26 protein-coding genes and 1 pseudogene are annotated in these 21,077 nt (G+C 54.7%); 21 read left to right on the forward strand and 6 right to left on the reverse strand.

The annotated features are described in order from the left end of the window. Window positions 1–38 precede the first annotated feature (38 nt). From WG891_RS14885 to WG891_RS14960, 16 genes and pseudogenes are all read left to right on the forward strand, one after another. Window positions 39–896: a GPO family capsid scaffolding protein gene (locus WG891_RS14885; protein ID WP_337263338.1), complete on the forward strand. Its 858-nt coding sequence runs from the start codon at window positions 39–41 to the stop codon at window positions 894–896. Window positions 897–933: 37 nt separating this feature from the next. Beyond that, window positions 934–1,968 (forward strand): phage major capsid protein, P2 family, encoded by a 1,035-nt coding sequence (locus WG891_RS14890; protein ID WP_337263337.1) that lies wholly within the window; start codon window positions 934–936, stop codon window positions 1,966–1,968. A gap of 56 nt (window positions 1,969–2,024) precedes the next feature. After that, window positions 2,025–2,879: a phage terminase small subunit gene (gene gpM / locus WG891_RS14895; protein WP_337263336.1), complete on the forward strand. Its 855-nt coding sequence runs from the start codon at window positions 2,025–2,027 to the stop codon at window positions 2,877–2,879. Between the two features lie 97 nt (window positions 2,880–2,976). Continuing rightward, window positions 2,977–3,471 carry a head completion/stabilization protein gene (locus WG891_RS14900; protein WP_337263335.1) on the forward strand — a complete coding sequence of 165 codons (495 nt, stop codon included), beginning with the start codon at window positions 2,977–2,979 and terminating at the stop codon, window positions 3,469–3,471. Then, a complete protein-coding gene (locus WG891_RS14905; protein ID WP_337263334.1) occupies window positions 3,471–3,677 on the forward strand; it encodes a tail protein X in 207 nt (68 codons plus the stop codon). Before WG891_RS14900 ends, WG891_RS14905 begins: the two co-directional genes overlap by 1 nt. Window positions 3,678–3,711: 34 nt before the next feature. Beyond that, the gene (locus tag WG891_RS14910) at window positions 3,712–4,095 is read left to right on the forward strand and encodes a putative holin (protein ID WP_337263333.1); all 384 of its coding nucleotides are present in this window, start codon (window positions 3,712–3,714) and stop codon (window positions 4,093–4,095) included. Next, window positions 4,073–4,387 carry a phage holin family protein gene (locus WG891_RS14915; protein ID WP_337263332.1) on the forward strand — a complete coding sequence of 105 codons (315 nt, stop codon included), beginning with the start codon at window positions 4,073–4,075 and terminating at the stop codon, window positions 4,385–4,387. Before WG891_RS14910 ends, WG891_RS14915 begins: the two co-directional genes overlap by 23 nt. Beyond that, window positions 4,374–4,949, forward strand: coding sequence for an N-acetylmuramidase family protein (locus WG891_RS14920; protein WP_337263331.1), 576 nt, complete (start codon window positions 4,374–4,376; stop codon window positions 4,947–4,949). The genes WG891_RS14915 and WG891_RS14920 overlap by 14 nt, the downstream gene beginning before the upstream one ends. After that, on the forward strand, window positions 4,949–5,494 hold the full coding sequence (locus WG891_RS14925) for a hypothetical protein (protein WP_337263330.1): 546 nt from the start codon (window positions 4,949–4,951) through the stop codon (window positions 5,492–5,494). Before WG891_RS14920 ends, WG891_RS14925 begins: the two co-directional genes overlap by 1 nt. A gap of 60 nt (window positions 5,495–5,554) precedes the next feature. Continuing rightward, window positions 5,555–6,046, forward strand: coding sequence for a phage tail protein (locus WG891_RS14930; RefSeq protein ID WP_337263329.1), 492 nt, complete (start codon window positions 5,555–5,557; stop codon window positions 6,044–6,046). Further along, window positions 6,043–6,672, forward strand: coding sequence for a phage virion morphogenesis protein (locus WG891_RS14935; protein WP_337263328.1), 630 nt, complete (start codon window positions 6,043–6,045; stop codon window positions 6,670–6,672). Before WG891_RS14930 ends, WG891_RS14935 begins: the two co-directional genes overlap by 4 nt. Window positions 6,673–6,768: 96 nt before the next feature. Continuing rightward, window positions 6,769–7,323, forward strand: a complete 555-nt coding sequence (locus WG891_RS14940; protein WP_337263327.1) for a phage baseplate assembly protein V — start codon at window positions 6,769–6,771, stop codon at window positions 7,321–7,323. Continuing rightward, window positions 7,320–7,670, forward strand: coding sequence for a GPW/gp25 family protein (locus WG891_RS14945; RefSeq protein ID WP_337263326.1), 351 nt, complete (start codon window positions 7,320–7,322; stop codon window positions 7,668–7,670). Before WG891_RS14940 ends, WG891_RS14945 begins: the two co-directional genes overlap by 4 nt. Further along, window positions 7,667–8,578: a baseplate assembly protein gene (locus WG891_RS14950; RefSeq protein WP_337263325.1), complete on the forward strand. Its 912-nt coding sequence runs from the start codon at window positions 7,667–7,669 to the stop codon at window positions 8,576–8,578. The genes WG891_RS14945 and WG891_RS14950 overlap by 4 nt, the downstream gene beginning before the upstream one ends. Then, entirely contained in the window at window positions 8,571–9,185 is a 615-nt protein-coding gene (locus WG891_RS14955) for a phage tail protein I (RefSeq protein WP_337263324.1), read from the forward strand. The genes WG891_RS14950 and WG891_RS14955 overlap by 8 nt, the downstream gene beginning before the upstream one ends. Next, window positions 9,175–9,642 (forward strand): annotated as a pseudogene (locus WG891_RS14960) (phage tail protein); the annotation flags it as partial. The gene WG891_RS14955 and the pseudogene WG891_RS14960, both read left to right, overlap by 11 nt. A 1,595-nt stretch (window positions 9,643–11,237) precedes the next feature. On the opposite strand, the gene WG891_RS14965 reads toward WG891_RS14960, so the two are convergent. The 6 genes from WG891_RS14965 to WG891_RS14990 form a co-directional block, all read right to left on the reverse strand. After that, window positions 11,238–11,666 carry a phage tail protein gene (locus WG891_RS14965; RefSeq protein WP_337263424.1) on the reverse strand — a complete coding sequence of 143 codons (429 nt, stop codon included), beginning with the start codon at window positions 11,664–11,666 and terminating at the stop codon, window positions 11,238–11,240. Window positions 11,667–11,696: 30 nt separating this feature from the next. Continuing rightward, window positions 11,697–14,930 carry a phage tail tape measure protein gene (locus WG891_RS14970; RefSeq protein WP_337263323.1) on the reverse strand — a complete coding sequence of 1,078 codons (3,234 nt, stop codon included), beginning with the start codon at window positions 14,928–14,930 and terminating at the stop codon, window positions 11,697–11,699. 4 nt (window positions 14,931–14,934) lie between these two features. After that, window positions 14,935–15,006, reverse strand: coding sequence for a GpE family phage tail protein (locus tag WG891_RS27060; protein ID WP_443006161.1), 72 nt, complete (start codon window positions 15,004–15,006; stop codon window positions 14,935–14,937). A 68-nt stretch (window positions 15,007–15,074) separates the two neighbouring features. Beyond that, a complete protein-coding gene (locus WG891_RS14980) occupies window positions 15,075–15,383 on the reverse strand; it encodes a phage tail assembly protein (RefSeq protein ID WP_337263322.1) in 309 nt (102 codons plus the stop codon). A 69-nt stretch (window positions 15,384–15,452) separates the two neighbouring features. Further along, complete coding sequence (locus tag WG891_RS14985; RefSeq protein ID WP_337263321.1) at window positions 15,453–15,968, reverse strand: phage major tail tube protein; 516 nt, start codon at window positions 15,966–15,968, stop codon at window positions 15,453–15,455. A 10-nt stretch (window positions 15,969–15,978) separates the two neighbouring features. After that, the gene (locus tag WG891_RS14990; protein ID WP_337263320.1) at window positions 15,979–17,145 is read right to left on the reverse strand and encodes a phage tail sheath protein; all 1,167 of its coding nucleotides are present in this window, start codon (window positions 17,143–17,145) and stop codon (window positions 15,979–15,981) included. 149 nt (window positions 17,146–17,294) lie between these two features. On the opposite strand from WG891_RS14990, the gene WG891_RS14995 reads away from it, so the two are divergent. The 5 genes from WG891_RS14995 (at window position 17,295) to ybaK (ending at window position 21,035) form a co-directional block, all read left to right on the forward strand. Continuing rightward, a complete protein-coding gene (locus tag WG891_RS14995; protein ID WP_337263319.1) occupies window positions 17,295–18,425 on the forward strand; it encodes a contractile injection system protein, VgrG/Pvc8 family in 1,131 nt (376 codons plus the stop codon). Further along, entirely contained in the window at window positions 18,391–18,735 is a 345-nt protein-coding gene (locus WG891_RS15000) for an ogr/Delta-like zinc finger family protein (protein WP_337263318.1), read from the forward strand. Before WG891_RS14995 ends, WG891_RS15000 begins: the two co-directional genes overlap by 35 nt. Window positions 18,736–19,077: 342 nt before the next feature. Further along, window positions 19,078–19,296 carry a cation transporter gene (locus WG891_RS15005; RefSeq protein ID WP_443006158.1) on the forward strand — a complete coding sequence of 73 codons (219 nt, stop codon included), beginning with the start codon at window positions 19,078–19,080 and terminating at the stop codon, window positions 19,294–19,296. A 232-nt stretch (window positions 19,297–19,528) separates the two neighbouring features. Beyond that, complete coding sequence (locus WG891_RS15010; protein ID WP_337263317.1) at window positions 19,529–20,332, forward strand: TraB/GumN family protein; 804 nt, start codon at window positions 19,529–19,531, stop codon at window positions 20,330–20,332. Between the two features lie 223 nt (window positions 20,333–20,555). Then, complete coding sequence (ybaK, locus tag WG891_RS15015) at window positions 20,556–21,035, forward strand: Cys-tRNA(Pro)/Cys-tRNA(Cys) deacylase YbaK (protein WP_076940611.1); 480 nt, start codon at window positions 20,556–20,558, stop codon at window positions 21,033–21,035. Window positions 21,036–21,077 lie beyond the last annotated feature (42 nt).

The following is a 21,077-nucleotide window of genomic DNA, read 5'->3' on the forward strand; positions in this document are numbered from 1 at the left end:
ATTGTCATCACACTTTATCACGCCCGGAGGGCTACCAGATGGGTAAGAAAACCAAAATGTTCCGCGTTGCAGTCGAGGGGGGCACGACGGACGGGCGCGCCATCACCAAGCGCGACCTGTTGGATATTGCTTCCAGTTATGACCCGACGTTATACGGTGCCCGCGTCGATCTGGAACACATCAAAAGTTATTCTCCGGAGAGTGTCTTTCGCGCCTACGGTGATGTCCTGGCACCACTGAAAACCGAAGTCATTGCCGACGGCCCACTCAAGGGCAAGCTGGCACTGTACGCGCAGATCGATGCTACCGACGATCTGGTCGCACTGAACAAGAAACGGCAGAAGGTTTACCCCTCAATCCAGTTTCACCCGCAATTCGAGCAGACCGGGGGCGCGTATTTGATGGGCCTGGCCCTGACCGACACACCCGCCAGCCTCGGCACCGAAATGCTGGAGTTTTGCGCTCAGGCCAAAACCAACCCGCTCGCCAGCCGCAAGAAATCAGCCGAATGCCTGATCGCCGCCGTTGATGAAACCATGGAATTCAGCATTGAACTGGAAGACGTCGAACCGCCAGCAGATACCGGCATGCAGTTTTTCAACAAGATTAAAAACATCCTGACCGGCAGCCAGCAGAGAACCGCCGGCGATATCGGTCAGATTCAGCAGGCTGTTGAGCAAATCGCGTTGAGCCAAAAAGAACTGCTGGACGGCCAAGCCCGGCTGTCAGCGATTGAAACCGAAAATGCGACGCTGAAACAGTCAGTTGCCAAGCTGACCACCGATTTCAGCACGCTAACCGAATCTCTGAGCAGTCAACCCGAGCCAGGGAAGAAACGCCAACCCGCAACCGGCAGCGATACCGAGGGCGACCAGTCAGAGCTGGCCGACTGCTAATCGGCGCTCATTAGCCCATTGTTGACAGGAAAAACCCATGAGAAACGAAACACGCGTCCAGTTTGACAAGTACCTGAGCCGACAGGCCGAACTGAACCACATCCCGGTAAGTTCGGTTACGGCAAAATTTTCCGTTGATCCGTCCATCACTCAAACCCTGGAAAACCGTATTCAGGAAAGCAGTGAATTTCTGACCCGCATCAACATTTCATCCGTATCCGAGCAGGAGGGCGAAAAACTGGGCCTGGGTATTGACGGCCCAATCGCCAGCACCACGGACACCACTGTCGAGCGCCGTCAGCCCGCCAGCGTTGATAATCTGGACAGCGGAAAATACCGCTGTGAGCAGACAAACAGCGATACATTCATTCGCTATGCGCGCCTTGATGCCTTTGCAAAGTTCAAAGACTTCCAGGCCCGCGTAACCAACCAGATCATCAAGCGCCGAGGGCTGGATCGCATCATGATCGGCCTGAACGGGGTAAGCCGCGCCGCCAAGTCAAATAAGGCGCAAAACCCGCTTCTGCAAGATGTGAATATCGGCTGGTTGCAGAAATACCGCCTGTATTCACCACAGCGCGTATTGGCAGGAAAGACTGTCACCTCACGCGATGAGGATAACAACATCATTGCCAAGGGTGATTACGGCAACCTGGATGCGTTGGCGTATGACGCCGTTAACAGCCTGATCGATCCATGGTTTCAGGACGATACCGGCCTGATCGTGATTTGTGGTCGCAACCTGTTATCCGACAAGTATTTTCCGATCTTGAATACCCTCAGCAAAACCAACCCGAACTCAGAAGCACTGGCGGGGCAAGTATTGCTGTCACAGCAGCAGATTGGCGCGATGCCGACCTATCGGGTGCCGTACTTTCCGCCTAACGCAATGCTGATCACCCGCTTCGACAACCTCTCGATCTACTGGCAGGAAGACACGCACCGCCGAATGATCCGTGACGAGCCAGAGTGGGATCGCATTGCGACCTATGAGTCGAGCAATGACGCCTATGTCGTTGAGGATTACGGTTGCGGCTGCCTGATTGAAGACATCACCCCCGCTACGGTGTAGCGCCCGGGGCCGGGCGGTGCTAAGCACCGCCAATCACAATATTAACGGGGCATATCATGTTATCACCAGCGCGTAAGCATTTTGAAAACGTCATGGCGCAGCGCCGTGGCGATACAGAAACCTATTCACGCCAGGCGGAAACCGCGTACGAGCAACAGCTTTTCCGCCTGGAGAACGACAAACGCCAACTGAAAAAAATCGAGTCGGTACAGGCAAAGATTGAGCTTAAGAAAAAGCTCCTGCCCGCGTATGACGGCTGGCTTGAAGGGGTATTACAGGCTGATAGCGGCCAGGCTGACGATATTGTCACTACCTGCATGATTTGGCATATCGATGCGGGCAACTACGGCACCGCATTGCCGCTGGCGGAATATGTGATCCGCCATCACATCCCACTGCCAGACCACTACGAACGCGGTGCGGCCTGCTTGATCGTTGATGAAATCGCCGACGCGGCACTCAGCCATTTCAAGATCGGCGACACCACAAGCGCGCCTGTCAGCCTGGATATTCTGTTGCGCGTAGAGCGGTTGACCGACGGCATTGATATGCCCGATGGTGCGCGCTCCAAGCTCTACAAGGCCATTGGCCTGACACTGCGCGATAAGACGGAAAACCCGGATCTGGCCGCAGCACTGAGCTGGCTGCAGCGCGCCATGGCCATCAACGCCAATATCGGCGTGGTGAAAGACGTCCAAAATCTGATCCGTGCTATCAGCAAGGCAACACCAGCCGATGAGGGTGGCGACGGCGGCGGCACCGATCAGGCGGAAGGGAACGGCACAACCGCACCGTCGGAAAGCGCCATAAAAGGCGGTGAGCAGCAACCCACACCGACACCGGCCAAGGCACCAAAGCCAAAGAAACCCACAGCAGGTAAAAAGACAACAGCCTCAGGTAAGAAAGCCTGACGCCTAACGAATCGTGCCCCGCACGTCAGGGCGGCACGTCCACAGAGAGAGTGATCTGTTTGTGGCGTCCACCGCCCGCCTTATTTGAGGTGACGAGATGAGCTTTTTAGCGACAGAACCGGCGCGCCAGGCCAGCGAAACGCCGAGCGATGAGGATACCGTCATCACTAACACAGCATTCTGGCCGGATATCTCTCTCGGGGATCTGCGCAAGGTGATGCGCCTTGATGGCCAGGTCACCACCGAGCGCCTTCGCCATGCTGCGATCGAGGCCATGACCAACGTCAACAACGAGCTGAAAGCGTGGCGGGTAAAACAGCAGGCCGCCGGGTTTGAAACACTGAATACCGTCCCTGCCAACGATGAAGAGATGATCGATAACGAATCGGTATTGCTTCAGCGTTACCGCCGCGCGGTGTACTGCCACGCCAAGGCTAACCTGGTTGAGCGCCGCCGGGATGTAGACACTACTGGCGACGGTGAGAATCTCGCCGAAAAGCTCAGCACCACCATTACCGATCTGTGGCGCGATGCCCGCTGGGCAATCCAAGACATTCAGGGTAATCAGCGCGGCATTGCGGAGCTGGTCTGATGCAAGTCATGGCCGAGCAAGGCGATACGCTGGACGCCATTTGTTATCGCTATTACGGCGCACTGGCGGGCGCACTTGAGGCGGTATTAGCCGCAAACCCGCGCCTGGCCGAGTTGGGCGCAATTTTGCCAACAGGAACCCTGGTTGAACTGCCAAACCAGGTTGAACAGGCAGCGGACACACAAATGATCCAGCTTTGGGACTGAATAACATGAAAACTTTCCGAGTAAGGGGGCCGCAATGGCAGAACCGCTAACAGCGACAACGGCGGCAACCGGCACAGTCACAGGCGTTGCCTTCTTGTCATTCTTTGCTGGCCTGCCCGCCGACGTTGTTCTCGGCGCGTTCGCCGGGGCCATTATTTTTGTAGTTTTCGCGTCAGAGTATGGCGTGCGTTCGCGCATCGTCCTGGCTATCGGCAGTTTCTCGGCAGGACTGATAGCGTACAAGCCTGTTGCAGCGATCATTATTGACAAGTTACCCGGCGTTTACGACAGGGGCGCAGACGCCGCAGGCGCACTGATTGCAGCAGCGTGCGCTGTCCCGTTCCTGATGATGATCAATAACAGCGGCAGTTTCCTTAGAAAAAAAGGAGGCAGCAATGACAACCGTAATGACCAGTGACCCAGAAACGCTGATCAATGCCGCCGTGTGCGCCGTGATCGCTATCAGGCTGTTCCTGTTCCGCCGCAATGGCGCAGGCTACGTGTGGTGGGGTGGCTTGCTGGCCTATGCGCTGATCGTTGCGGCAGGCTCAGTAGTAATCCGCACGTTAATGGGTTCCTACGAGGGGACAACCGACCCCGCAGAGCTCGTGATCAATATCGTTCTTTGCATCATGGTGCTTTCAAGCAAGGGTAACGTGGTGCGAATGGTGAAAGGGTTGGGCAGAGGGGGTAAGCGTGAAGAACCTTAGCATGATTGATTATCAGAATGCCGCCGCGCGCCTGAGCGTTCCGGTTGCCGCCATCCACGCTGTGGCCGAAGTGGAGAGCGCGGGCAGCGGTCTGTTACCGGATGGGCGGCCTAAGATCTTGTTTGAGCGCCACGTCTTTTTACGCCAACTCAGCGCCGCAGGTATTCAAACCGACGGCTTGCCTAGCGATCTGGCAAATAAGCAGCCAGGCGGATACAGCGGCGGCGTGGCTGAGCATGAACGGCTTGAACGTGCAGCAAAGATACACCGCGCAAGTGCCTTGCAGTCATGCAGTTGGGGGGCTTTTCAGTTGATGGGCTACCACTGGCAGCGGTTGGGGTATCCCAGCTTGCAGGATTTTATCAACGCCATGTATCGCGGCGAAGCCGCACATCTTGATGCCTTTGTGCGCTTTATTCTGGCTGACAACGGCCTGTTAAAAGCACTGCGCGCCCTCGACTGGCCAGACTTCGCCCGCCGTTACAACGGGCCAGGCTACGCGGCAAACCAGTACGATAAAAAGATGGCCGCCGCTTTCAAGAAATACAGCGAGAGCCGGTGATGATGAGCATAAGAACCACCATTGGGATCGTGGCAGTAGCTGTGATTACCAGCGGGCTGGCCTTTCACTATCACGGCGTGGCAGCGCAGAGGGCCGGAGATATCAAGCGACTGGAAAGCGATCTTGAAAAATCCCGCGCCATCATCAGTAACCAGGCCACAACATCACGTATTTTCAACACCATTTCCGAGACTACCGAGCATGACAACAACCAAGCCAGCGCCAAAAACGCCACCGTGCGCACCGAGATACGCACCATCATTAAGAAAGAGCCTTGTGCTGTGCAGTATCTGCCTGTTGATGTCAGTGACCGGTTGCTCGACTTCGCGCACCGACTACGTGCTGTCGCCATGCCAGCCGCTACCGGCGAGCCTGACCACGCCAATAGTCGTACCGCTACCGCCAGCCGATTGACTTACGCGCAGGCGGTTGAATGGCTGCCGATGTTGCTTGATGCCATTGAGCAGGCCAATAACCGCCTGATTGCGATCCGGGCTGCCGAACGGGCCCGCCAGTCAGTAACCATCGATCACAGTCAAAAGTAACTGTCTTGGCCATACCGGCAAGTACAGACAAAAATCGCTGTGCTGCAGGAGGAGAACACCGTGCTAAAACCCCACTTGTTGCGGGAGGCCATCAGCGCCGCCAATACCTATCTGCGCTCTAACCCTGACTCGCTGGCCATCTGGGTTAACGAGGGGAAGATTGTTTCCACCGGGCAAAAATCCCTGTCGCACGAATACCGTTATCAAACCAACCTGCTGATCATGGATTACCCCCACAACGTGGATACCGTGGTACTGCCGGTTCAGCTGTGGATCCGCGAACATCAGCCAGACCTGCATTTCAACCCGGATCTGCGTGAGACAGGGGTTAAATTCAAGGTCGATATTCTGGATAACGGCACCGTTGACCTGCTGATCACCCTGCAACTGACCGAGGCGGCAATTGTCACCAAGAAAGACGGTGACCTTATCGTCACGCACCGCACCGAACCGCCGCAGGATCCTTATGCCGATGTCAGTGAATGGACGCTGGACAGTGCAGGGGAAATGCTCACCACCTGGGTAAGTCAGCAGGTAGGCGGTAAATCATGAGCAGCACAAGCGATCTGACACAGCTCGAAAAAGAACTGCAAGACATGCTGCGCAACGTCGAACCAGCGCGACGCCGCATGCTGGTTAAAAAGTTGGCGCAGGTACTCCGCAAAGGCCAACAGCAGCGTATTACCAGGCAGCAGAACGCCGACGGCACCCAATATCAGGCGCGCAGCCCGCGCACTGAAGTGACGCAACAGCGCTTACGCTTTATCTATTTTGGCGAATTGCGCGACCTCAAGAACTGGAAGCGCGGACACAACAGGATCACCGGCTGGGATAACCAGCGCGGCGCAGTACGCACCTTTCTGCGTAACCGCATTGAGCGTTATATCTCGGTTGAGACAGCAACCACCACCAAGCGCGTGAGAAAGCCTCAACCCATGTTCCGTCGCCTACGCACCGCCGCGTTTCTTCGCGCGCAAGCCGTCGGTGATACTGCTACCGTTGGATTCGATGGACTTGCCGCCAGAATAGCGAACGTACACCAGTACGGCCTTGAGGATCAGGTCAACCCAAGCGTGCGCATGCGTTACCCCTTGCGCGAACTGCTGGGCGTCACACCGCAGGATCGTGAATTGATGCTGGATGCCGCACTTGATTTCATTGCTGGCAAACAGTGGTAACTGCTTGTAGCAATCCTCCTACAATCCCCACGCGTTGCCTGCCCGCGCGCGAGGGGGCAACAATACCGGCATACTTTCCACCACTGCCGGTAACCCATGAACGATATCGCCGAAATCCTGCGCCGCCTGGCTAACGTGGTTCGCCTTGGCACCGTCGACAGCATCCAGATGGATCCGCCGCGCGTGCGCATTGCCACCGGGGGCTTGGTAACCACTTGGATCCCTTGGCTGACGCTGCGCGCGGGCAGCGCCGTAACCTGGTGGCCGCCGACTATCGGTGAACAAGTGATCGTCCTGGCCGCAAACGGCGAACTCACCACCGCCGTTGCACTGCTGGGCCTGTACGGTGAAGCAGCACCCGCACCCAGCGACAGCAACACCGCAAACATTACCCGCTACCCCGACGGCGCACAGGTCAGTTATGACCCAGCCAGCAGCACCGGTGATTTCACCGGCGTAGCTGATTTGCATATCGACGCCAGCGGCACACTGCACATCGATGCCACTCGCGTGATCCTCAATGCTGACGTGGTGATTAACGGCAGTGTTACCCAGGGCGGTGGGGCTATGACTTCTAACGGTATCGTGGTTCACACCCATCAACACGGTGGCGTCAAGTCAGGTGGAGATACCAGCGGAGGCCCGGTATGACCGCTTATCTCGGTATGAATAGCCGCACAGGCCGCGCCATGTCGGATATGGCGCACATTCAGCAATCTGTGGCAGATATTATCTGTACCCCTATTGGCTCGCGCCTTCAGCGTAGGACTTACGGATCGCTGATCTTTTCCCTGTTGGACAATCCACAAAACCCAGCCACGCAGCTCAAGGTGATGTCGGCCATTTACAGCGCCGTGTTGAAGTGGGAACCGCGGATCGCGCTCTCATCGATCACCTTAAACGATAACGACTCACGCCTAACTACCCGACTGATAGGCCGAGTTAGCAGCAACAACCAACCCTTTAGCCTTGAAATTCCCCTGGAGGCTGGCCAATGAGCGTGATCGACTTGTCCCGCCTGCCTGCACCTATGGTGATAGAGGAACTCAGTTTTGAATTGCTGTTTGAGCGCAATAAAGCCCGACTGATTGAGCTCTACCCGGAAGGTGCAGAGCGGCAAGCTATCGAGCGGACGTTACAGCTTGAATCTGAGCCGTTGGTCAAACTGCTGCAAGAAAACGCCTACCGGGAACTACTGTTGCGCCAGCGCGTCAACCAGGCCGCACTGGCTGGCATGGTGGCGTTTTCTCAACTCAGCGATCTGGATCACCTTGGCGCCAACAACAACGTCGAACGACTGGTGATCACCCCTGCCGATGATACGGCGATTCCGCCGGTGCCCGCCGTGATGGAATCAGACAGTGATTTTCGCCTGCGCATCCCTGCCGCATTTGAGGGCATGTCTGTTGCCGGGCCTACCGGCGCGTATGAGTTTCACGCCGTCAGCGCAGACGGGCGCGTAGCCGATGCCAGCGCGATCAGCCCGTCACCGGCCAACGTCACGATCACCGTGTTATCGCGTGAAGGGGATGGCACGGCACCCGATGAACTCCTGGCTATCGTGGATAAAGCGCTGAACAGCGAAGAGATCCGCCCGGTTGCCGATAGGCTGTTGATCCAGTCTGCCAGCATCGTGAATTACCAGATTGATGCAGTGCTGTACCTCTTCCCCGGCCCGGAAGCCGTGCCGGTCTTGGATAACGCCAAGGCGCGCCTGATGGAATACATCAGCCAGCAGCGGCGCTTAGGGCGCGATATTCGCCGATCGGCCATCTATGCCGCATTGCATGCCGAGGGTGTGCAGCGCGTGGAGCTGGCCGCACCGTTAGAAGATGTCGTACTCGATCGGACGCAGGCCGCCTACTGCACGGACTATCAGATCGCTGTGGGTGGCACCGATGAATAGCCTACTTCCAATCTCCGCATCCCCCTTTGAACGCAACGTCGCGCAAGCCTGTACGGGAATTGATGATATCCCTACGCCTTTGCGTGACCTCTGGAACCCGGACACCTGCCCGGTAAGACTGTTGCCGTATCTGGCCTGGGCGCGCTCAGTCGATCGCTGGGATGACTCCTGGTCAGAAGCCACCAAGCGCGCCGTGGTTAAAGCTGCCTTTGTGCTGCACCAGCGCAAGGGCACCATGGGCGCCGTTCGCCGCGCCATCATGCCGTTAGGGTTTGAGTTATCGCCCACCGAGTGGTGGCAAACAGGCGATGCACCGGGCACCTGGCGCGCCATCGTGGATGTTATGGATCAGGGTATTACCGAGGCCATGCATGACGAGGTGGAGCGCCTGATCGATTCCGCCAAGCCCCGCAGCCGCCACTTACTTAGCCTGGCCATCCGGTTAAAAACCAGCGCACCTCTGTATACCGGTGCCGCTAACTACCTGGGCGATGAGTTAACCATTTACCCGTATTTCCCCGAATTGCTGGAAGTGGGGTCAGCAGAAACCTACGCCGGTGCGGCAATTCATTTGATTGATACAGTGAGAGTGAACAATGAGCGCTAGATACTTTGCCTTACTCACCAATATTGGCGTTGCGAAGATAGCCAACGCAGCAGCGCTGGGGATTAAGCTCAACATCACCGAGCTGGCCGTCGGCGACGGTGGCGGCACGTTGCCAACACCAACCCCCGATCAGACCGCACTGGTTAACGAGCGCCGCCGCGCCCCCATTAATCAGCTATCGATCGACCCGCTCAATGACGCGCAAATCATTGTTGAGCAAGTGATCCCCGAGAACGTCGGCGGATGGTGGATTAAGGAAGTGGGCCTGTATGACGAGGACGGCGATCTGGTCGCCGTGTCCAACTGCCCGGAAACCTATAAGCCACTCCTACAGGAAGGATCAGGCCGTACGCAGATAGTGCGCATGGTGATTATCGTCAGCAACACATCAAGCGTGACGGTGAAGATTGATCCGGCAGTCGTACTTGCTACGCGTGAATATGTAGACAATGCTGTAGATTTGGCAAATAAAAAACATAAAGGTGAGTTAAAAGCATCTGATGGCGCTATTGGTGTAGGTTATCGCTATAAGGATGTTTACAGTGCACTATCTCGCACAAAAACATTATCAGATTACAATGTAAATATATCCCACCTTGGATATCACCCTGAAATGGATTCCAAGACTTTTTATGAGCGTTTAATCGATAATGACTTATTGCTACCAGGTGGGCTAGCTATTGCAAAAGAAACCTATGGTATAAGAAGAAATGCAGCAGCGTTATCAATAAGGATCAACCACGGTAATGAGGGATTTAATACTCAAGTAACAGGCGTTTCTGATTCTGTAACTTTGCGTGCTTACGGTTCCGTTGATGACGTTGGAGTTTTCATTGAGGGGTATTCAGAGGCATATAAGCCAGGGGAGGATGTCACAGCGGTAACCTCATATACAGAAAATAGTGTCACTGGAAATTTCGATTTTTCTTTAATAAAAGTAGGAATGGTTCTCGCGACGAAACACTTTCCGTCATGCTGGGGGTTAGTAAACAATGTTGACTCAGCAAAAAAAACTATCTATGTGGATAAGTGGTCATCGGATGGAGTAACCGCGATAACCCCGCCAGGGAGTGCAGGATTATATATCAATTATAAAAGTAAAGTATTTGGAGCAAACTGTAATGCTGTTATTAATCCAGACTCAAAGGCGGAACATGCGTCAAGTGTTGAATTCGGAATGGTTAATAACAAATTTGTTTCACCATCTGATTTTAATGGTGTTGATTCAGTTTCTTTAGGTTCTATGCGTGGTACGGCCGCATTTTATGCGCGGAACACAAAGCTTGGTAACAACTGGCAAAACGGCTTTCGATCAGCAGGAGCGGAAGTGGCGGGGTTTTATGCAACACTTGGCACCGAAGGGACTATAACGCCACGCGCCTTCGTTAATGCAGGATGCACACAAGGATATTTAAGCTACGGTAAAGACGTATTATATCACAGCGTTGTTAGGCCAAGTGGAATAACGGGAGAGGTTACGCACTCTATTGATGGGCAGGGTTTAGCCATAGAATTTCACTATAAAACAAATACGATAAATGCGGGGGAAACCACAACATCAGGAACATATTTATGGATTTACGCATCATTAAACACTGGCACAATCAATCTATCTGCTGGGGTATTTGAAGGTAAAACAATACGACTAAGGAAACCATATGCGGGAGGGGATTTAACAGTATCAGGAAACGGAAAGAATATTCTTGGCCCGGAAGGGATAAATGCTAGTGTCACACTGACAACGGCAAGAGATTATGAATTTACTTATGTAGTGAAATTGGGTTATTGGGTTATGGGGTAATTATGCAAAAAATAAGCGTATCTCTATATGACGGAGAGTCAATTAGGGTTGAGGACAGCACGATAATATTGACAGTCACTGGTGAGGATGGCTTGTTGCATACAGCACGCGAACCTATCATTGATAGAAATACGGAACAGGCTGTAAGCAATGCTAGAAAATCTGCGCACGGGCAATATAAAACTCAGTAAATATTAATGTAGTAGTTATTATGTCTGTGCTGCCAGGTTGGCCAGCACAGACAGTTTCACTCAAATCAGCTTATCCAGACTCAACGACAGATCGCCCAACGCCTCGCGCAAGTCCTCACTGACGCGTTCCAGGTTGAGGGTAAACTCAATCTTGCGCGCCTTGCCGTCCTTGAAAAACTCGGTGCGGGTTTCCTGAATCGACGTGATCACATACATCCCGTAAATAGCGCCGGTGCCCTCGATCAGTGGCCAGGCCGAACCGGTAAACGCCATGGTATGCAGCAGGCCGAGCGACACATCGCCGCCGGTGATCTCCGGGTACAGGACGCCAGACAGCGTGATCTTGTCCTCTCCGGGCCCGACATATTGATATTTCGGTGAGCGGCCCACGCGATCATTTTTCGCATGGCGCCAGTTCCGCTCCTGGGCGAGCGTCTGGTAAGGCGTTGTCGAGCGCATAAACACGAACAGGCCAAGCACCATCATCATAGGCATTTGCAACATAGAACCCCCTTTGACTTATTCGCGGTCACGCAGTTGTGAGCGGTTTTTCATGGCCCTTTGCCGCTCGATATCGGTGATCTGTTCTTTAACCAGCATTGCTATTTTGCGCTCATCAAGCTGGCCAGCCTCTTTGAGATCGAACGACAGATGATAGGTGTTGCCCTCGATCGTCGTCGGAGCAAGGCGGGCCAGTACGGTGCGCTGATTGGCTTGCGGAGCCAGAACGGCGCCAGCGCCCGCGAAGGCCAGTTGAGGGCCGCCGCCGATCCAGTCTTGGGCACGCTGGAGCACTCCGCTGGCTATCGCGCGCAACTGATTAAACACACTGGTTTGTTGCTTCTGCGGCTCTGCAAAAATCCCCGCAAAGCCGCCAGCGCCTTGGCCAAGCCCGATACTACCGAACTTATCCAGGCCGGTGGTTGATTTACGTAGCGCGTCTGCCGCCTTGGTCAGCCCATTGATTGCACGCGCCTGCTCACGCTGGGCGGTAAGGTAGGGCGATGCCAGCGCAATATGGGGAGCTACGTTTTTGAAGACGATATCGCCGAGCTTGTTGGGATCTTTCTTCTCTGGTGTTGCAGTAGTAGTGGCAGAGCCTTGAGCTGCCTTAGGGGGATTACTACCCCAGATTGAGGCAACCGGTTTTACAACAGCCCTAGGAGGGGCGACCACAGAATCAGCCGGGCGACCATCAAGCGGGCCGACAAATGGCAGGCGCGGCCAGGCCGTAAACGCTTTTTTCTTCTCATCCCAAATGTTAATAACAGCATCTTTGCCAGTATGTCCGGGATCAGGCATTGCGTTGTTCATCGTGTTATTGCGCACATTCTCAAGGCGGATACGCTCGGCTTTATTGGGGATGAGCTTCAAGGTTTCCATCATGAGCGTCAGTTCATCACTCAATAACTTGAGATGCGGAAATGCATCAGCGAAAGCCTGAGACAGCGCCTTGCCGACACCGAAGCCAGAGGACGAAACCTTGTCTAACTCCTCTCGCGTCAATCTGACTGGTGCCAGAAATTCCTCTACTCGGCGCGATGCCGCACTGAAGACATCAGAAACCCAATCCCACGCCCTTTTCAGCCCTAACAGAGATCGAGATAACTCAAGGTTGGTATTGCTGAAAGCCCAACCAAGCACACTTCCTTGTTCGCGCGTCTTTTCCACGCCATCCGTAATACCCGCGAAAAAGCCACTAAACCACGCCTTTAGCGGCTCCCAGTATTTACGAACAGTAAACGCTGTTGCAACAAAAGCCACCCCGACCAGCGTGATCGGTAACGCCAAGCGAGACAACAACAAACCAATGCGCTGCAACGTTGCAGAGAACCCACCGCCAAACGACTTTAAGGGCGACCGCGTGAACCAGGATAATCGCTGACCTAACGCATTCGTGCCGTTTAACGGGGCATTGAATGCCTTTATGGCAACCGCACGCAATCCCCCCAGCGCACGCGATAGCAGGCCGGTACTGAGCGCCGCGCGTGCGCTATTACCCGCAAGCAACCCCACCCCGAGACGCAGCGCCAGGAATGGCCCCAACAACGCCGCAACAGAAATCAACAGCGCCCCCATGCCAAGCGTAAGGACTGCGGCCAGCGCTGCTAGCTTGACCAGCGTTCCAGCAAGAACCGGATGCTGCTCAACCCAGCGCCTGACGCTGCCAACCCACCGTTTGCCCGTTTCAATCAGGCTCATCAGCGCGGGCCGCAGTTGCTCACCGATACTCTGAGAGGCACCCGTTGCCCCCGCCTTCAGCAGCTCCCACTGTGACGAGAGGGAATTCTTATCGATATTCGCCTCACGCGTCATTGACCCTTTAGCCGCGTTACCACCGACCAGCGTTAATTGACGATCTAGCTCGGCAAGGTTATTCGCCAGCTTGGCCGCATCGTCACCAAACTCTTTGCCGAAGAGCTGCGTTAACACCCTAAGTCTGTCCGTTGCAGGTAGCTTGCTTGCCGCCTCCAACACCGATCTGATGGTACCCATAGCATCAAGAGCCATGGACTTTTCAAGCCTGCCGGCATTAACCCCTAGTGCGTTTAATGCCTCAAAAAACTTATCACTTTGCATGGTCGCAATTGACAGTTCGCGCACCATGGCATTAGACGCACTGGCGGCAATCTCCCGCTCAGCCCCCAATGACAGGAACGTCGAACCCAAGGCGGCCGCCTGTTTATATCCCATGCGGTCAGCATTACCACCAATGCGTTTTAAAACATCGATAATGTCAGCGCCTTTCGATTTTGCGTTATCATCCAGGTAGTTGATCGCATCGCCCAGCGCTTCGATATCCTTGATTGGGATTTTGTACAGTCCAGCGATTTTCCCCAAATCCTCCGCCAACTCCCCAGCGGGCAACTCAAACGCCTTGGAGGCTTTGGCGGCGGTATTGGCAAAGGTCAGTAAGTCACGCCGTTGGTTTTCCCATGAGTCATTCGCATTAACGACCCCCATACGCCCGCCACCCTCAATGAGCGCGGCATAGTCGATACTCCCACCAGGGAGAGGGGTTGACTCGGCGGCGGTCTGTATCAGGCGTTGTAACTCGGTATAGCGTGCGGTGCGATTTCCCTGATCATCAAGCAAGCCATCAACCTGTTTAGCCACGCCCTTCATGGCATCTTCAAGGGAGCTGTAACTGCGAACGGTCAGCGCCAGCGGTGCTGCCATTGCCGCACCTGTCATTAAGGCAGTTGTTCCAGCGGATCTCAGATTACCTCTTAGCTCCTGGCCTTTGTCGTACCTTTCCCGCGCAGCACCCACGCGCTTAAGCCGCTGCTCCTGCTCCTGCAACTGGCGGTTAAGTTTTTCCGTGTGGCTGGTGATCTGCGCGGTGGCTGTGCTGCTGCTGGAGATCGAAATACCTTGTTGATAAAACCCCACCTTCAGCTTGTTCAACTGCTGAACTTCGTCTTTCTGGCGATTCTGGAGCTTAGTCAGTTCGGCATTTTGTTTTTGTACTGCGGCGATTTGCTTCTGCGTCGGATTTTCCAGCATCCGTAAGGCGCTGGCCATTTGACGCGTTTTCATCTGTGCTGCAGCAACTTGATCAGCGGTCTTACGGCTGCTCTCGGTCAGCCGGTCAAAGCTGCTGGCTTGGCTGGATAACTGCTTGAGGTTGTCGCGCGTGGCCTTGATCTGGCCAGCCAGCGCGGCGCTGCTCTTTTGCGCAGCCTGGAGAGGGCGGGTTAGGTTATTGACCGCCCCCAAAGCCACTTGAATCTGTAGTTTGCGGTCGGTCATAGCATCACTCTTCTTCTGCGTTACCGCTGCGGAGCGCCGCCCGCTCTCGCCATTCAGTCAACTCCACTAGGGACATAGACCAGAGATCGGGCGGCGGCCAATGGAAAATCGTTGCGATGTCGGCGATAGCATCCTCAACGCTGTTTATTTTGATTTCGATTCGCCCGCCGGTTTTTTGCTCTCCGGCGAGGAGGGTTGTAAAAAAGCCGAGACGCCCAGCGCCATCTGAGCAAAGTCCCAGGTATCCATCCCGGCAACCTCAACCGGCGTAAGCGCAGGTTCAGTGACGCGCGGCAATAGCGTGATCAGGCTATCAACATCACTATTCATCACGTCGATAAGTTTCAGGCCGCGCAAGCTGCCTGCTTGCTTCATCGTGTCAGTGATGATCACCGAAGCGATCAGCGTTTCGCCGCGCTTGATGGGCGTTTGCAGGGTAATAGATTCACTCATGAGATATCTCCGTACGGTAATTTAGGCCAGCCCGCAGCCGCAGGCTGGCATCAAATGATTAATGGGTAATTACAGCCCGACGTTGGCCCGGTGCTGCGCCATGCGATCAACACCGTTCACGATGTAAACCATGTTGATGATGTCGAGCTCGAACAGTACGGCGCCGTTATGTGTCAGCTTGCAGTAGGTGTTCTTCAGCGAATACTTGTGCTGCGTGTTCTCACCCTGCTTGGCGTTGCCGGTATCGATCTCGACAAAACGGCCACGCGTCTGAATCTCTACCGGGATTGCGTCGCCGCTGTCCTCGGCCTGATAGGAGCCTGCAAAGCGCGACTGCATGCCATCGGCGTTCGGGATGCCGTATTGCGACATCAGCTCGAAGGTAATGCCGCCCATGGTCACTTCCATATCCAGGGCGCCCGCCTCAAAACCGAGATCAACCGCCACCGATCCGATCATTCCGCCGCCTTGATAGTCCTCGGTCTTGACCGTGAACTTAGGCAGCGTGACTTCTTCAACCTGGCCGAGATAGCTATTGCCGTTGAGGTAGTAGTTAAACAACTTCAATTTACGCGGTAGTCCCATGACGATCCCCTTAACTGTTTACGGCGTTGGCGAAAGACGCGAAATACTCGTCCGTAAACTCCTGCTCTAACACCAGGTGTTCGAGTGGAGGAACGGGGGTATAGCGGTATTTGATCGTGAGCCTGCCCACCTTCAGCGTGTCAGTGGTGTTGAGATCGGTGTCATACCAGACGTCAGCACCCAACAAGCGACCAGCAGTTACCCAGGCAGAAAGTTTGCGCTTGATGCCGTCGATAATGTCGCGCGCCAGGCTTGGCGTGAGCGGCTTGTCGATGTACGAGAAATGTGCCTCGGCAATCGTATCGGCAATCACCTGCGCGGTGCGGGTGTACGACTCAAAGATAAAGGTTTCTTTATCCGCCGTGCGGTTCCCCCAGAAGCGGAAGCCATCTTGCTTGATCAACGTTGTGATGTGCTCAGCGTTCAAGGCATCCGCATCGGTATCCGTCCCTTGCAGCGTGAAATAGATATCCTGAGAGGTGCCGACAACGTTGTTGACGGCAATGTTGGACAGCGTTTTATGCCAGCCGATCTGAGCATCGATCCGAGCCCGCAGCCCCAGCGCGTAAGCCGTTGCAGGCACAACAACGTTAGTGCCGGTTTTCGTGTCATACGCCAGCCAATCCGGGTAAATGATCATCACCTCGCGCTGGCTGAAGTTGGCTCGGTATTCTTTGGCCTCCGCGATTGTTGCGCTATCGCCAGCACTGACATAGGCGAACGCTTTCAACTCCTGCGCAAACGTGGCAAGTTGCTGCGCCACTGGCAACGAATCCAGACCAGGCGCGCCGAGGATACGCGGCTTCATGCCGGTACGCATTTCGGCAACCAGCAGAGCAAAAAGACCGGTGTAACGGCCATCGGCGCCAACACCACCAATCACGTTGGCAGTTGTCTCGGTTTCGTCCTTCCCTTCCTCTACGCGAATAACAATGGTTGGCGGGCTGGCTTGCTGTGAAATGGCAGTCAACACGGTTTTTAACGTGCCCTTTGTTCCCGCCTTGCCGAGAACGGTGCGCACGCGCGTAAGCAGTACCGGCGTGTTTAGCGGGAACACATCGGCGTCGGCATCATCCGCCGTGCACACCACACCAATGACGGCTGATGCAACGTCAGTGATGATCGTTGATGAATTGACGCTTTCATTCACAGTCACGCCATGATGAAAATCGCTCATAGGATAACCCCTGTAATTTAATAGGCTCTGCCATCATCGCCGCCTCGCGCGCGCAGAACACGCAATGAGCATTGTCTCAAGCGCCCTACAATCACAGGGGAATAGCAACCCTGCCATACTGCGACAAACAGCCAAACCGAGTAACCCGCATGGATTTCAGCACCAACGAATACCGCGCCCCCGCCTTTGATATCGCGATAAATGGGAAAACGGTCACCGCAGTGAATGACCGGCTGATTAGCCTGTCGCTGGCAGATAACCGGGGTTTTGAGGCCGACACCTTAGAACTGACACTGGACGACACCGATCACCTGTTGAACCTGCCAGCAAGGGGAACCGCCATCGCGCTGGCCATCGGCTGGCGTGGTGAAACGCTGACACCAAAAGGGGTATTTATTGTTGACGAGATCCAGCACCAAGGGCCGCCGGATCAGCTGATCATCACCGCCCGCAGCGCTGATTTTCGCGATACGTTCAACGTTAAGCGGGAGCAGAGCTGGAAGGATATCAAGGTCGGCAAGCTGATCGAGATGCTGGCGACGCGCTACAACCTGCGCGCCGCAGTCAGTGAGGACTTGGCCGACGTCGAGATTGACCACGCCGACCAGACCAATGAAAGCGATATCAGTTTTTTAACCCGCATGGCCGAAATGCTGGGTGCGATTGCCACCATCAAAAACGGCATGTTGCTGTTCATGTGGCCAGGAAAAGCGGTATCAGCCAGCGGCAAGCTGTTGCCGGTGATCACCATCACCAAGAGCAGCGGCGACCGTCACGCCTTCCGCATGGCAGACCGTGACGCCTACACCGGTGTAACCGCGTATTGGCTGGATCTGGATTTTGGTAAGACACGCCCCACCAAGATCACCCGTAAACCGCGTAAGAAGAAGGTAGAGCCGAAAAAGAAAGAACCGGCATCCAGCAGCAAGGAAGGAAGTTACCTGGAGGGCGCGGAGGGAAACACCTTTGTCATGCGCACGACATTCAAAACTGAGCGGGCCGCCAGACGTGCGGCGGCGGCAAAATGGCGACAGCTCCAACGGGGCGCAGCAGAATTCTCGATCACCCTGGCCGAAGGGCGCGCCGATCTCTTCCCCGAACTGCATGCCCGCGTGAGTGGATTTAAGCCGCAGATCGATAGCGCGGATTGGATAATTACCCAAGTCACCCACACCATTGATGAAAACGGATTTATCACCGGATTGACGCTGGAAGTGAAGATAACCGACGCGGAGATGATGCCAGATGAGAGTGATCAAGCTGACAGCGGTACTGAATAAATCAAAGAATATCGTACTGGCCAACGGTGATATACTGAGAGTAATAGAAATGTCGGGGGAGAACGCCGATATGATGAGATGTTTTGCGTGCGGTGCGGTTTCACGGACTCGCACCAGTGTACGGATCTCAGAGAGAACCCAGCGTAATTATCACCAGTGTCAAAACCTGCTGTGCGGCACCTGCTTCACCTCACTTCAGGAAGTTGAAAAGGTGCTCACCAACTCCAAACCCGCCGAAGGCGCAGAGCTGCCGAAAGAACTCTTTCACCCTAACCACCTGGGTGAAGATCAGATGGGTTTAGACTTCTAACTAAAGCCCCGCAAGCGGGGCTAATCATTGGTTGATTCAGCGAATTGCGTGCATATGTGCGCGCGAAAGAATCAGCCCACGCCCATTATTGCCTTTCTACTTTTCAAATTTAGCCCAAGAAAAATAGACCGTAGACACAGTAATAAGCACAAAAAAGCCCGCAAAATGCGGGCCTTATATCGAAGTGTGGTCGCGTTGTGGACAGTGTTAATAAAAATCCTTTTTTATCAACGTAATATTGTATTGACCTTACCCTTGCTGGAAGGTTTAAGCTCATTCTTAATGATAAACATCAAGGCGGTCAAGCCTTAAGCAATAGCCCTGATTACGAGGAAATCAATAATGTCTCAAATGACGGTATTATCACTGCAGGGGCTTTCCTGCATGCACTGTGTCGGCAGCGCGCGTAAGGCGCTAGAGGCCGTTCCGGGGGTGACTTCTGCCGAGGTCACTCTGGAATCAGCCAACGTTTACGGCGATGCCGACGCGCAACGGTTGATCGCAGCCATAGAAGACGCGGGCTTTCATGCCAAGCTGACTGCCCCCTCACCTAAAAACTGAACCGCTAGCTGCCTCCTACTTTACTGAAACACAGGCGGCAGCAGTTAGGAAATCAGTCACCATGGTTGCCACTGCAGCCATGGCGCTTTCATCGTTTCCCCTGGTCAGTGCCTTCCTGCGGAGCAGAGCGCAACCTCCCCCTGGTTTTGGGATAAATCCTTTACTGTTCAGCCTTTCTTATGGGGTGGATAGCGTTTAGCATGGGGCAAACGCTAATCAGGAGCCACGTAGTATGGGTCAACTGTTACGCCGCATCGCCGCTTTCCTCGGCATTATTTCTCCGCACGCCCACGCCTACCCGGCACTGGACATCACGTTGCCGGGTAACCGTCAGCTCCATCTGGTGGGCAGCATTCATATGGGCACAGTGAATATGTCCCCCTTGCCAGCACGGTTGATAACCCGTTTGCGGCAGGCGGATGCGTTGATCGTTGAAGCCGATATCACGGGTTCCTCTTCACCTTTTGCTCAGGATGGCGAACAAATCCCGCTGGAACAACGCCTCACCGCTGAAGAAGTTCGTCAGTTACAGGCCTTGTGCCAAGAGTTGGGCGTCGATAGTGCAACCTTCTCTACCCTGCCAGGCTGGCAGGTTGCCTTGATGATGCAGGCGCGACAGGCGCAACAGTTGGGGCTACGCGCCGAATACGGCATCGACTATCAGTTATTGCAAGCCGCAAAAACGCAGCACAAAGCGGTGATCGAACTGGAAGGGGCAGAGGAACAATGGGATATGCTGCAACAACTGCCAGAAGGGGGAATAGCGTTGCTGCACGATACGCTTGAGCACTGGCATACCAACGCGCGGCTGCTGCAAACCATGATGAGTTGGTGGCTGGACGCCAAGCCAAACGCCACGCTGGAAACCTTGCCTTCCACCTTTTGCGCCGAACTGTATGACGTACTGATGCACCGCCGTAACCGCAGTTGGCAGCAAAAACTGGAAGCGTTACCGCCGGGGAATTATGTGGTGGCCGTTGGTGCCCTGCACCTCTATGGCGAGGATAACCTGCCCGCCATGCTGCAACCCCACTAAAAAAAGTGGCCAATATCGCTATTGGCCAGTCAAAGAGGAATTTCTCATATTTTAGTTATACGCATTGTAGCCGTGTTAGCGGTTACAATAGACAGGGTAGCAATCTGGTGAACCTATTGGCAACTGCCTTTACTTATTGCCGGCACGGGTTGCTTAGCAGGCGGCGTTTTTGTAATTTTATGGTCGCAAACTGCAACCTTCTTATCGTTTAGGAACCTCTCTTATGACGCCCGCAGTGGTACTGCTTGAAAAACAAAAGGTGGCTTTCACCCTTCATCCTTACCATCACGACAGCGAAGAAACCCACTTCGGTGATGAAGTGGTGAAAAAGCTGGGGCTGAACGCCGAGCAAGTCTATAAAACCCTGCTGGTGGCACTCAACGGCGATAGCAAGCATCTGGCGGTGGCGGTCACCCCGGTAGCAACCCAGTTGGATCTGAAAAAGGTCGCCAAAGCGCTGGGGGCCAAAAAAGCCGAGATGGCCGATCCGCTGTTAGCACAGCGTGTCACCGGCTATCTGGTGGGGGGGATCAGCCCACTCGGGCAGAAAAAACGGCTGCCGACGGTGATCGACAGCCAGGCACAGCAATTCACCACGATTTTCGTTTCCGGCGGCAAACGCGGGCTGGATATTGAGCTCGCCGCTGGCGATTTATGCCGTTTACTCAGCGGCAATTTTGCCGATATCGCCAAACGGGATTGAAAACCCCATTAAACAACGGTGGCAGCATCACCACCGTTGTTT

Source organism: Serratia sp. MMO-28 (genome assembly GCF_037199905.1).
In the GTDB taxonomy this organism is placed as follows: Bacteria; Pseudomonadota; Gammaproteobacteria; order Enterobacterales; family Enterobacteriaceae; genus Chania; species Chania oryzae.